Source organism: Synergistales bacterium (assembly GCA_021736445.1).
Taxonomy (GTDB): domain Bacteria; phylum Synergistota; class Synergistia; order Synergistales; family Aminiphilaceae; genus JAIPGA01.
Genome location: JAIPGA010000003.1, coordinates 44,599 through 55,966, shown reverse-complemented (window position 1 = coordinate 55,966; position 11,368 = coordinate 44,599). Strand labels below are relative to the sequence as shown.

The 11,368-nt window shown below is 65.9% G+C and carries 11 protein-coding genes; 10 read left to right on the top strand and 1 reads right to left on the bottom strand.

Features of this window, described 5'->3' with window-relative positions:
* Window positions 1-164 precede the first annotated feature (164 nt).
* From thrC to lptB, 6 genes are read left to right on the top strand one after another with little or no spacing between them, the layout of a single operon-like run.
* On the top strand, window positions 165-1,205 hold the full coding sequence (gene thrC / locus K9L28_01230; protein MCF7934956.1) for a threonine synthase: 1,041 nt from the start codon (window positions 165-167) through the stop codon (window positions 1,203-1,205).
* Window positions 1,202-2,140, top strand: coding sequence for a homoserine kinase (thrB, locus tag K9L28_01225; protein MCF7934955.1), 939 nt, complete (start codon window positions 1,202-1,204; stop codon window positions 2,138-2,140). Before thrC ends, thrB begins: the two co-directional genes overlap by 4 nt.
* On the top strand, window positions 2,128-3,342 hold the full coding sequence (locus K9L28_01220; protein ID MCF7934954.1) for an aspartate kinase: 1,215 nt from the start codon (window positions 2,128-2,130) through the stop codon (window positions 3,340-3,342). Before thrB ends, K9L28_01220 begins: the two co-directional genes overlap by 13 nt.
* Window positions 3,339-4,349, top strand: a complete 1,011-nt coding sequence (locus K9L28_01215) for an aspartate-semialdehyde dehydrogenase (protein ID MCF7934953.1) — start codon at window positions 3,339-3,341, stop codon at window positions 4,347-4,349. The genes K9L28_01220 and K9L28_01215 overlap by 4 nt, the downstream gene beginning before the upstream one ends.
* An 11-nt stretch (window positions 4,350-4,360) precedes the next feature.
* Entirely contained in the window at window positions 4,361-5,185 is an 825-nt protein-coding gene (locus K9L28_01210) for an LptA/OstA family protein (GenBank protein ID MCF7934952.1), read from the top strand.
* A 15-nt stretch (window positions 5,186-5,200) separates the two neighbouring features.
* Window positions 5,201-5,926, top strand: coding sequence for an LPS export ABC transporter ATP-binding protein (gene lptB / locus K9L28_01205; protein ID MCF7934951.1), 726 nt, complete (start codon window positions 5,201-5,203; stop codon window positions 5,924-5,926).
* On the opposite strand, the gene K9L28_01200 is transcribed toward lptB, so the two are convergent.
* Window positions 5,899-6,384 carry a hydrogenase maturation protease gene (locus tag K9L28_01200; protein ID MCF7934950.1) on the bottom strand — a complete coding sequence of 162 codons (486 nt, stop codon included), beginning with the start codon at window positions 6,382-6,384 and terminating at the stop codon, window positions 5,899-5,901. The genes lptB and K9L28_01200 overlap by 28 nt on opposite strands.
* 84 nt (window positions 6,385-6,468) lie before the next feature.
* On the opposite strand from K9L28_01200, the gene murJ reads away from it, so the two are divergent.
* The 4 genes from murJ (at window position 6,469) to groL (ending at window position 11,249) form a co-directional block, all read left to right on the top strand.
* Window positions 6,469-8,013, top strand: coding sequence for a murein biosynthesis integral membrane protein MurJ (gene murJ, locus K9L28_01195; protein ID MCF7934949.1), 1,545 nt, complete (start codon window positions 6,469-6,471; stop codon window positions 8,011-8,013).
* Between the two features lie 27 nt (window positions 8,014-8,040).
* The gene (gene tsaD, locus K9L28_01190; protein MCF7934948.1) at window positions 8,041-9,045 is read left to right on the top strand and encodes a tRNA (adenosine(37)-N6)-threonylcarbamoyltransferase complex transferase subunit TsaD; all 1,005 of its coding nucleotides are present in this window, start codon (window positions 8,041-8,043) and stop codon (window positions 9,043-9,045) included.
* 192 nt (window positions 9,046-9,237) lie between these two features.
* The gene (gene groES, locus K9L28_01185) at window positions 9,238-9,525 is read left to right on the top strand and encodes a co-chaperone GroES (protein MCF7934947.1); all 288 of its coding nucleotides are present in this window, start codon (window positions 9,238-9,240) and stop codon (window positions 9,523-9,525) included.
* A 68-nt stretch (window positions 9,526-9,593) separates the two neighbouring features.
* Window positions 9,594-11,249 carry a chaperonin GroEL gene (gene groL, locus K9L28_01180; protein MCF7934946.1) on the top strand — a complete coding sequence of 552 codons (1,656 nt, stop codon included), beginning with the start codon at window positions 9,594-9,596 and terminating at the stop codon, window positions 11,247-11,249.
* Window positions 11,250-11,368 lie beyond the last annotated feature (119 nt).

The window sequence follows — 11,368 nt, the reverse complement described above, 5'->3', positions numbered from 1 at the left end:
ACCACCCGGGAGCATGTGCCGATCCCATCTGCGCTAAGGCACGGGAGGCGCCCCCAGGGCGCGTCGAGAGAGCCGGCCCGAAGGGCCGGAAGTGGAGTGGAACCGCGGGACGTTCCCCGTCTCCATAGGGAGAGGGAACGTCCTTTTTGTATGGAGGTGACGAGATGGGACTGTTACGCAGATATGAGAGGCTGTTGCCGCTGGCCGGAGCCACACCGAGGCTCTCCCTGGAGGAGGGAGGCACGCCGCTGGTGCGGTGCGGCCACCTGGGGCGTGCCCTGGGCATAGACCTCTACGCGAAGTTCGACGGGATGAACCCCACAGGGTCGTTCAAGGACCGGGGGATGGTGCTGGCTGTCTCCAAGGCGCTGGAGGAAGGAGCCGGGGCGGTGGTCTGCGCATCCACGGGGAACACCTCGGCATCCGCCGCGGCCTACGCGGCCCATGCCGGCATCCCCTGCTATGTGTTGCTGCCCGCAGGGAATGTGGCCATGGGCAAGCTGGCTCAGGCGCTGCTCTACGGGGCGCAGGTGGTGGCGGTCCGAGGCAACTTCGACAGGGCCCTGGAACTGGCCCGCCGGGCCTCGGACCAGCTGGGACTGGCCATTGTCAATTCCGTCAACCGCTTCCGCCTCTGGGGGCAACGGTCGGCGGCCTGGGAGATCTGCGACGAGCTGGGCGATGCGCCGGAATGGCTGGCCATCCCGGTGGGCAACGCCGGGAACATCACCGCCTACTGGGCGGGCTTTGTCCAGTACCGTCGGATAGGTATGACCTCCCGGGTACCGCAGATGATGGGGTTCCAGGCGGAAGGTGCCTCGCCCATGGTGACGGGGCGGCCCGTGGATACCCCGGAGACCGTCGCTACGGCCATCCGGATCGGCCGGCCGGTGAACGCGGCCAAGGCCCGCTGGGCGGCGCGGATGTCCGGAGGTGCCTTTGGTTCGGTCAGTGACCGGGAGATCCTTGCGGCACAGCGGGAACTGGCTTCCCGGGAGGGCATCTTTGCCGAGCCCGCCTCCTGTGCGCCGCTTGCCGGTCTGAAGCGGCTTGCGGAGAGAGGGGAGCTTCCCGCAGGGAAGAAGGTGGTCATGGTGCTCACCGGCAACGGATTGAAGGACCCCCAGGCGGTGATCGATGCCCTCCCGGCCCCTCGGGAGATCGACGACAGCTGGGATGCCCTGAAGGGGGTGCTTGGACGGTGACGCCGCTTGTACGTGTCCGGGTTCCGGCGACCAGTGCCAATCTGGGCTCGGGATTTGATACACTGGGAATGGCGCTTTCGTTTTACAATATCTATGAGGCTCTGGAGATCCTCGAAGTGGGGGAGTACCGCCTGGAGGTGGTCGGCGAAGGGAGCCGGGAGCTGGACGATCCCGCTGCGAATCTGGCCATACGCTGCTACGAACAGGCCTTTACGGAGTGGGGCCGGGAGCCCCCGGGGCTCGCCTTCCGGGCCCTCAACGCCGTGCCGCTCTGCCGCGGTCTGGGGAGTTCCGCCAGCGCCGTGGTGGGGGGAGTGCTGCTCGCCAATGCGCTGCGGGAACGGCCCTTCCCCAGGGAGGAACTTCTGGATCTGATGGTCCGGCTGGAGGGGCACCCCGACAATGTGGTGCCCGCCTGTCTGGGCGGGATGGTGGTCAGCTGTCTCGACAACGGAACGCTGCGGCACGTGAAGCTCTCCTCGTTGCCGGAACGGATGACGGTGGTTGTCGCCGTACCGGAGTATCTGGTGAATACCGCCGACGCCCGGGATGCCCTGCCGGAATCGGTGCCGCTGAAGGATGCGGTGTTCAATGTCAGTCGGGCGGCCCTGCTGACGGCGGCCTGGGCCACCGGAGCCTGGGAGCACCTTGCCTGGGCCACGGAGGACAAACTGCACCAGCAGTTCCGGGCGCGCCTCTTCCCCGGCGGGGAGAACATCCTCGAGGAGGTCAAAGAGTGCCCCGGCTGCCGGGGGGTGGCCATCAGCGGGTCCGGCCCCAGCATGATGGCCTTTGTGGAGGGAACGCCCAAATACGCGGCGGAACGGATGTGCCGGATCTTCGCCGAACACGGCGTCCGTTCGCGGTTCTACGTGCTCGATATCGACGAGGGCGGGGCGCAGGTCCACCGGGAGGGAGCCCTATGTCCCTGTTAGTGCTGAAGTTCGGGGGGAGCTCCGTGGCCACGCCGGAGCGCATCCGGGCCGTGGCGGAGCGCGTCCACGCCTTCCGTGAACAGGGGAATCAGGTTGTCGTGGTGGTGTCGGCCATGGGCAAGACCACCGACGGCTTGCTTTCTCTGGCCGACGAGGTGGGCGCTCTGGACCGCAGGGAGATGGACCAGCTGCTGGCCACAGGCGAGCAGCAGACCATTGCCCTGGTTTCCCTGGCCCTGGGAAAGATGGGCATGCGCGCCCGGTCCTTCACCGGGCCGCAGGCCGGCTTCCGGGCCGACGGATACTTCATGGAGGGCCGGGTGCGGGAGATCCGCGCCGGGCAGGTCCAGCAGGCCCTCGATGAAGGCTGTATCCCCGTGGTGGCGGGATTCCAGGCCCAGGGTCCCAGGGGTGATGTGATCACCCTGGGGCGGGGCGGTTCCGATCTGTCGGCCATCGCGCTGGCGGCCGCCCTGGAGGCCGAGAGCTGCCGTATCTATACGGATGTCCCGGGGATCTACTCGGCGGACCCGCGGGTGGTCCCGGGAGCCGTAAAGCTCGGCGCCGTCTCCTGGGAGGTCTGTCTCCAGATGGCGGTGACGGGGGCACGGGTGTTGCAGGGTCGGAGCGCGGAGCTGGCCGCCCGGTACGGGATGCCGGTCTATGTTGCTTCGTCCTTTGATCGAGAGGAGGGGACATGGGTGATGCGGGAAGATGTGCACGAACGACTGGTTGTCCAGGCGGTGACCCACGATCTCAACGTGGCCAAGGTCGCCGTCCTCGGCGTTCCGGATGTGCCGGGGGTGGCCGCCCGGCTGCTCACGGAGCTGGCCGAGGAGAGCGTGGGAGTGGAGATGATCATCCAGAGCGTGATGCGCGGTGATGTGCAGGATATGGCCTTCCTGATCCGCAAGGACCTGCTCGGCGAGGCCATCGATGTCTGCCGGGCCTTTTCGAAGGAGATCGAGGCCCAGGGGGTGACCTTCGATACCGAGGTGGCCCGGATCTCCGTGGTCGGGGCCGGGATCGCCAACCATCCCGAGGTGCCCTCGCAGATGTTCTCGCTGCTTGCCGAGGAGGGGATCAACATCGATATGATCGCCTCCTCGGCGCAGTCCATCACCTGTGTCGTGACCTCGCAGAATGTGCAGGAGGCGGTGGCGGCGCTGCACCGGCACTTCGTGGAGGAGGCGCTCCAATGAGGGTCGCCGTGCTCGGCGCCACAGGCCTGGTGGGTGGGGAGATGTGTTCCATTCTGGAAGAGCGTTCCTTTCCTGTGGACAGCCTGGTGCCCCTTGCCTCGGAACGTTCCGCCGGCAGGAGCGTTTCCTTCGCCGGCGAGCGTGTGGAGGTGTGCCCCGTCTCGGCAGAGGCCTTCGATGGGGTGGATATCGCGCTCTTTTCCGCCGGCGCCGGGGTCTCCCGGGAGTGGGCGCCCGTTGCGGCCGAGGCCGGAGCGGTGGTGATCGACAACAGCTCCGCCTGGCGGATGGAACCGGATGTCCCCCTGGTGGTGCCGGAGGTCAATCCCGAAGCGGCGCTGGGCCATCGAGGGATCATCGCCAACCCCAACTGCGCCACCATCCAGACCGTGGCGGCGCTGCACCCGATCCACCGGGCCAGGGAGCTGCTTTCCTTTCATGCCGTCACCTTCCAGTCCGTATCGGGAAGCGGCAACGCCGCCGTGGAGGAGCTGGACCGGGGCAGCGAAGCGGCGCTGCGGGACGGAGCCTTCGCGCCGTCGGTGTACCCCGAGCCGATTGCCTTCAATGTCTTGCCGCAGATCGGCTCCTTTGACGAGTACGGCATCAGCGGCGAGGAGTGGAAGATGGTCCGGGAGTCCCGGAAGATCCTCGATGCTCCCTGGCTCCAGGTAAGCTGTACGGCGGTGCGTGTTCCGGTACGGCGCGGGCACGCTGTCTCCGTGACGGTGCGCTGTGCCGAGGAGGTGACCCCCGGGGAGGTTGCGGAACTGCTGGAGGACGCGCCGGGGGTGGAGGTCTGCGGTCCCGACCGGGGCGAGGGCTGTCTGACTCCCCTGGCCGCCGCCGGCACCGATCCGGTCTATGTGGGGCGTATCCGGTGGGACACGGGGATGCTCGGCGGTGTCGCCCTCTGGGTGGTGGCCGACAACCTCCGCAAGGGGGCGGCGCTGAATGCCGTCCAGATCGCCGAACTGCTTGTCTCCCCGGAGGGGAGGCAGGAATAGGGGGTGGAACGATGCGGCGTGTGCCGGCTTTGTTGGCGCTTGTGCTGGTATGGTGTGGATGGATCTCCTGCGGATGGGCCGCCGGGCAGACCCATCTCACGGCGGATGTGCTCCGTTACGACGCCGAACGCTCGATGGTGGCCGCCTCGGGCGATGTGCGGGTGAGCGCCCAGGGGGGCGTCCTCACCGCGGAGCGGGGCTGGGCGAAGGGAGATGGAGGCTATGTCAATCTTTCGGGGGCCGTGTCGGCGGACTGGCCCAACGAGGAGCTTTCCCTGCTCTGCCAGTCGCTGGAGTATGTCAAGGGAACGGAAATGGAGGTGCGCGTCTCCGGCGGCGTCGAACTGCGCCACGCCGGCAGCCTGCTGATCGCCGACAACGTCCGTCTCTCTCCCGGGACACCGCCCCGCTACAGCGCCAGCGGCGATATCCAGGCCGTCATGGGGGAACAGCTGGTGGAAGCCGATTCCTTTATCCGGGAGGGGAACCAGTGGCGTGTCGACACGCTCAGGCGTTATGTGGACAGGGAGGAATCCCTCACCGTTTCGGCAGCGGCCATCGAGGGAGAGGTGGACGGGACGGAGATCACCGATTTCGTCGCCTCCGGCGGTATCCGCCTGAGGGTGGACAGGCCGGAGACGGAGCCTGTGGAGATCACTGGCGAGAGATGTGTCTATTCCATCGACCGGGGGACCACGGTGATCACCGGCGGGGCCCATGCGGAGCAGGGGAAGCGTTCCATCAGCGCCGAGAGCATCGTCTACCACATGGATTCCCGTCGCATTGAAGCCATCGGGAAGCCACAGTTGACCTTTCCGCTGAATACCAATCCCTGACAGAGGAGTGATGCCATGGGCTCGATGCTGGTAGGCAGAGGACTCGGCAAATCCTACAAGGGACGCACCGTCGTGTCCGCGCTGAAGATCCAGGTGGCCGAAGGGGAGATCGTCGGGCTTCTGGGCCCCAACGGAGCGGGAAAGACCACCACCTTCTACATGCTCGTCGGTCTTGTCCCGCCGGACAGCGGGGTGGTCTATCTCAACGACCGGCACCTCACCGATCTGCCCATGTACGGCCGGGCGCGCCTCGGTCTGGGCTACCTCCCTCAGGAGGCCTCGGTCTTCCGGGATCTCTCGGTGCGCCGCAACCTGGCCCTGGTCCTGGAAGAGCAGGAGTACGAACAGGGGGAGCGGTACGCCATGCTGGAACGGCTCCTGGACGATCTGGGGCTCAACGAGGTGGCCGACGTGCCCGGCTACGCCCTGAGCGGCGGTGAGCGGCGACGGCTGGAGATCGCCCGCTGCCTTGCCATCTCGCCGGCCTTCCTGCTGCTTGACGAGCCCTTCAGCGGGATCGACCCCATCGCTGTCTACGATATCCAGCAGATCATCCTGGGGCTGCGCGACAGGGGCTTCGGGATCCTCCTGACGGACCACAATGTGCGGGATACCCTGGCCATCACCGACCGTGCCTGTCTGATCCACCAGGGACAGATCGTCATCGAGGGGAGCCCCAAAGAGGTCGCCGAGAGCGAGGTGGCCCGCAAGTTCTACCTCGGTGAACGGTTCTCCTGGTAGAGGAGCGGGATGGATTCCCACCTTCCGGCGGCGAGGGTGGCGGAGAGGTCGCCCACGCTTGCGGCGACGGCGTCGGTGAGCTCCAGGGAGAGCTCCGTGGAGCGGGGCTGGATGCCGATGTACCATATGTCCGTTGTCCCATCCAGTGTCGCCAGGAGCTGGGGGAGGCCGATGCCGTGGCTGCTCCAGGGAGCCCCGGCGCAGCCTGGCGTGGTGGTGCGGCGCACCGTTCCGGCGGGGAGCCCCATGTCGGCGGCGTCGACCACCAGCAGGAGCGCAGGCGGTGCCTTCCGCAGCGGGGCGAGGTAGTTCTCCGGCACGGTCTCGCAGATCTGGACCTCCATGCCGGCGGGGGCGAGCCGCTGCAGTCTCTCGGCCAGCCGGACGCCGGCGCCGTCGTCGCCGTAGAGAGGATTGCCGACGCCCCAGATGACGGTTTCCTTGCTATCGTGTATCATGCCTCTCATTCCTTTCCGCGCATATCCCATACTGTACCGCACGCAAGGAGGGTAGCCGAAACGGTGAGTTCCCGCAATATCCGGATGGTCCGACACGCACTGACGATGATGCTGGGAACCCTGGCGAGCCGTTTTCTCGGTCTGGCCCGGGAGATCCTGGTAGCGGCCTTCTTCGGCGCCACCAGGCAGCTTGACGCCTTCTACGTGGCCTATACGCTGGCCAATCTCTCCCGGCAGCTCCTCGCCGAAGGCGCCCTCTCCGCTTCCTTTGTCCCCGTCTTTTCCCGGACGCTCGAGAGCGCCGGGAAGCGGCGGGCGCTTTCGCTGGCCCGGCAGGCCATGACGGTGCTCCTCGTCGCCGGAACCCTGACGGTGGTCGGGGGCATCCTCTGTGCGCCCTGGCTGGCACGTATCCTGGCGCCGGGATTCAGCGGCGAGGGACTGGCGCTGGCGGCCCGCATGACCCGGATGGTCTTCCCCTTTCTGCTCTTTGTCTCCCTGGCGGCGCTGGCCATGGGGGTGCTGAACAGCATGGAACGCTTCTTTGTCTCGGCGGTGGCGCCGGCATGCAGCAATATCGCCTTCATCACCGTGGCGGTGCTCCTGGCGGAACGGATAGGCGTGTGGAGCCTGGTGGCGGCGGTGCTGCTCGGCGGCTTGATCCAGTGGCTGCTCCAGTGGTTCTGGGCGGCCCACCTGGCCATGCCCCTGATCCCCGCGAAGCCGAGGCGGGACGACCCGGAGCTGCGGCGGATGCTGGCGCTCTTTCTGCCCTATGCCGCAGGGCTCTCCCTGAATCAGGTCAATCCGGTGATCAGCCGGATGCTGGCCTCCTTCCTCGAAGGGGGGACCATCAGCGCCATGAACTACGCCGACCGGGTGCTGCAGCTGCCGCTGGGGCTCTTTGTGGTCGCCATCTCCCAGGCGGTGCTGCCGCTGCTCTCCCGTCTCTCTGCGGACGAAGGGGATGCCTTTGTCGACTTCATGCGCGACGCCCTCCGCTTCGCCCTCTTTATCGTGGTGCCGGTGATGGCGGGGATGGTGCTGGTCTCCCGGGAGCTGGTGCATCTGCTCTTTTTCCGCGGGGCCTTCGATCTCTGGGCGCTGGAGCGGACCAGCGGCGCCCTGGCCATGTTCGCCCTGGGTCTGCCGGGCATGGCCTGCACCACCGTGCTGATGCGGGCGCTCTACGCCCTGGGTCTGCCCCGCGGCGCCATGGTGGTGACGGGATCGGGCGTGGTGGTGAACCTGACGGCGAGCCTCACGCTGATGCAGTTCCTGGGCTACAGGGGGATCGCTCTGGGCATCGCCTCTGGTTTCACCGCTTCGGCGTTCTGTGGATACCTGATCCTCAGGCATGCTCTGGGGCGGGGCATTCCCGTTTTCGAATCGGCATGGAACGCAAAGATCCTCGCCGCAGCGGGGGCCATGGCCGGGAGTGTTGTGCTGTGGACAGGCTGGATTCCCTATCCTGAGGCTGCGGGCGCACTGCTCCGGGCGGGCTGGATGGGTGTCACGATTCTGGTGGGTGCTGCCTGCTATACCCTGCTGACGCTCCGGATCGGTTGTGACGAGTGGAGCTGGATACGCGGGGCCTTGCGGCGCAAACAGAAGGGTAAGGATGTATGAGAGGAGGCGTAGTCAGTGACCGAAGGGATGACCCTGGGCATTGAAACAAGCTGTGACGATACGGGGGTCTGCGTCCTCAGGGGGCAGCGGGAGGAGCTGGCCTCGAGGATCGCCGGCCAGAATGCGGACCATGCCCCCTTCGGCGGGGTGGTCCCGGAGCGGGCGTCGCGGCGGCATCAGGAGGTGCTGCTGCCGTTGCTGCAGGAGGTCTTCGCCGAGGCGGGCGTCAACAATCCGGCCCGGGAGCTGGACCTCATCGCCGTCACCGCCGGACCGGGGCTCATGGGGTCGCTCCTGACGGGGGTGATGTGCGCCAAGGGCCTCGCCCAGGCATGGGAGCTGCCGCTGATCGGGGTCAACCACCTGGAGGGGCATATCTTCGCCAACGTCACCGCCTTCCCCGAGCTGACTCCTCCCTTCCTCAGCCTGATCGCTTCCGGCGGCCATACGGAGCTTGTCCTCGTCCGTGCTCTGGGGGACTACCGGGTCCTGGGCCGCACCCGGGACGACGCCGTGGGGGAGGCCTACGACAAGGTGGCCAAACTCCTGGATCTCGACTATCCGGGAGGCCCCGAGGTGGACCGTCTCGCCGGGAGCGGAGACCCCGGTTCCTTTGCCTTCCCCGTTCCCATGAAGAATAGCGACGAGATCGCCTTCAGCTTCAGCGGCCTGAAAACGGCGGTGCTCTGGGTGGTGCGGGCGTGCCGACAGGCCGGCGCCGACCTCCCGGGGGCGGATATCTGCGCTGCCTTCCAGCACGCTGCGGTCTCTGCACTGCTGGCCAAGATCCGTCTGGCTGCCCGCCGGACCGGTGTTTCCCGGGTCGCCGTCTCCGGCGGTGTGGCCGCCAACTCCGAGCTGCGGAGGCGGATGGCTCTGCTCGATGACCTGGAGACCTATCTGCCGCCCCGGGGGCTCTGCACCGACAACGCCACCATGATCGCCGCCGCAGGGTACAGCGCCTGGCGGCGGGGGGTGCGTTCCGACCTCTCCCTTGCGCCGGACCCCTCGCTCCCTCTGCCGTTGCTCTAAGCCCTTTCGAACAAATAGGGAGCAATGACGCCTTAAAGGAAGCCCAGAGGCAATTTTGGATAATATTTCGCCCTGAACCGCCTTGAGCGACGTTGAGCTTGAGGCGGTGAGGACGTAGTATTTGCCCTGGCGAAGTTAGCACTCATCTTCGTTGAGTGCTAATAGCGATAAATCAATAAGGAGGGATTGCACGTGAATCTCAAGCCCCTTGGAGACCGGATCGTGATCAAGGTACTGACTCAGGACGAGAAGACGAAGGGCGGCATCTACCTGCCCGACACCGCCAAAGAGCGGCCCCAGGAAGGTGAGGTTGTCGCTGTCGGCACCGGCAAGGTTCTCGACAACGGACAGAAGCTTCCCCTGGAAGTGAAGAAGGGCGACAAGGTGATCTTCAGCAAGTACGGCGGCACGGAGGTCAACGTTGAGGGCGACGACTACCTCATCCTCAGCGAGCGCGACGTGCTCGCCATCGCCGAATAACCGATCTGTCGGCGGCATAGCAGACCTGACCGAGAACTACGTTATCATTACAGGAGGTGCAACAGAGAATGGCAAAGATTATCAAGTACGGTGAAAACGCCCGCAGGGCCCTGGAAGACGGCATAGACCACGTAGCGAATACAGTAGGCGCCACCCTTGGTCCCAAGGGCCGCAATGTGGTGCTGGAGAAGAAGTTCGGTTCCCCCACGATCACCAACGACGGCGTGACCATCGCCAAGGAGATCGAGCTGGAGGATGCCTTCGAGAACATGGGCGCCCAGCTGATCAAGGAGGTCGCCAGCAAGACCAACGACGTGGCCGGTGACGGCACCACCACCGCCACCGTTCTCGCCCGGGCCATGATCCGCGAAGGGCTCAAGAATGTGGCAGCCGGCGCCAACGGCATTCTGATGCGCAACGGCATCGAGAAGGCCGTCGACGTGGTTGTCGATGAGATCAAGGGTCTTTCCATCGAGGTGAAAGACCGCAACAAGATCGCCCAGGTCGCCGCGATCTCCGCCAACGACAAGGCCATCGGCGAGCTCATCGCCGAAGCCATGGAGAAGGTGGGCGAGGAAGGCGTCATCACTGTCGAGGACAGCCAGACCGTCGGCACCACGCTGGAGATGGTGGAAGGCCTGCAGTTCGACAAGGGCTACGTGAGCCCCTACATGGTCACCGATCCCGAGCGGATGGAGACCTCCTTCGACAAGGCCCAGATCCTGATCCACGACAGCAAGATCAGCAACGTGAAGGACATGCTCCCCCTCCTTGAGAAGGTGGCCCAGTCCGGCAAGCCGCTCCTCATCATCGCCGAGGATATCGAGGGCGAAGCGCTGGCCACCCTGGTGGTCAACAAGCTCCGCGGCACCATGCAGGTCGCCGCTGTCAAGGCTCCCGGTTTCGGCGAACGCCGCAAGTCCATGCTCCACGACATCGCCACCGTCACCGGCGGCCAGGTCGTCAGCGAGGAACTGGGTGTCAAGCTGGAGAACGCCGACATGTCCATGCTCGGTGAGGCCAAGAAGGTCCGCGTCACCAAAGAGGAGACCACCATCGTCGAAGGCGGCGGCAAGCCCGAGGAGATCCGCAAGCGGGCCGCCCAGATCCGCAAGGAGCTTGAGGATTCCACCTCCGACTACGACAAGGAGAAGCTGCAGGAGCGTCTGGCCAAGCTCGTCGGCGGTGTCGCCATGATCCAGGTCGGCGCGGCCACCGAGACGGAGCAGAAGGAGCTCAAGCACCGCATCGAGGACGCCCTCAACGCCACCCGCGCTGCTGTCGAAGAGGGGATCGTCGCAGGCGGCGGTGTCTCCCTGGTCAACAGCATCAGCGCTCTCGAGAAATACATCGAGAAGCTGGAAGGCGACGAGAAGACCGGCGCCACGGCTGTCCTGAAGTCCCTTTCCTCCCCGCTGCATCTCATCGCCGCCAACGCCGGCATGCAGGGAGATGTGGTCGTGGAAAAGGTCCGCGGCCTGGAGAAAAACCACGGTCTCAACGCCGTCACCGGCGGCTACGAGGATCTCATCCAGGCAGGCATCATCGATCCCGCCAAGGTGACCCGCAGCGCCATCCAGAACGCCGGTTCCATCGCGGCCATGGTCGTGACGACCGAGAGCCTCATCGCCGACAAGCCCGAAGAGAAGGGCGAAGGCGGCGGTGCCCCCGATATGGGCGGCATGGGTGGAATGGGCGGCATGGGAGGCATGGGCGGATTCTAGTCCGGCCTCCGACCCGTACCATAGAGATCAGCGGAGCAGGGTCCCCCTCGCGGGGGCCCTCTCTTTTTTGCACGTTCCTTCAGGCGGGACTTCTGGTATGATGCCTGTAACGGGGCATA

Excerpts from the sequence above, each read along its gene's own strand:
- K9L28_01200 (MCF7934950.1), bottom strand. The coding sequence starts at position 6,384 with ATGATACACGATAGCAAGGAAACCGTCATCTGGGGCGTCGGCAATCCT.
- K9L28_01210 (MCF7934952.1), top strand. The coding sequence starts at position 4,361 with ATGCGGCGTGTGCCGGCTTTGTTGGCGCTTGTGCTGGTATGGTGTGGA.
- thrC (MCF7934956.1), top strand. The coding sequence starts at position 165 with ATGGGACTGTTACGCAGATATGAGAGGCTGTTGCCGCTGGCCGGAGCC.
- K9L28_01215 (MCF7934953.1), top strand. The coding sequence starts at position 3,339 with ATGAGGGTCGCCGTGCTCGGCGCCACAGGCCTGGTGGGTGGGGAGATG.
- groL (MCF7934946.1), top strand. The coding sequence starts at position 9,594 with ATGGCAAAGATTATCAAGTACGGTGAAAACGCCCGCAGGGCCCTGGAA.
- K9L28_01220 (MCF7934954.1), top strand. The coding sequence starts at position 2,128 with ATGTCCCTGTTAGTGCTGAAGTTCGGGGGGAGCTCCGTGGCCACGCCG.
- lptB (MCF7934951.1), top strand. The coding sequence starts at position 5,201 with ATGGGCTCGATGCTGGTAGGCAGAGGACTCGGCAAATCCTACAAGGGA.
- tsaD (MCF7934948.1), top strand. The coding sequence starts at position 8,041 with ATGACCCTGGGCATTGAAACAAGCTGTGACGATACGGGGGTCTGCGTC.
- murJ (MCF7934949.1), top strand. The coding sequence starts at position 6,469 with ATGGTCCGACACGCACTGACGATGATGCTGGGAACCCTGGCGAGCCGT.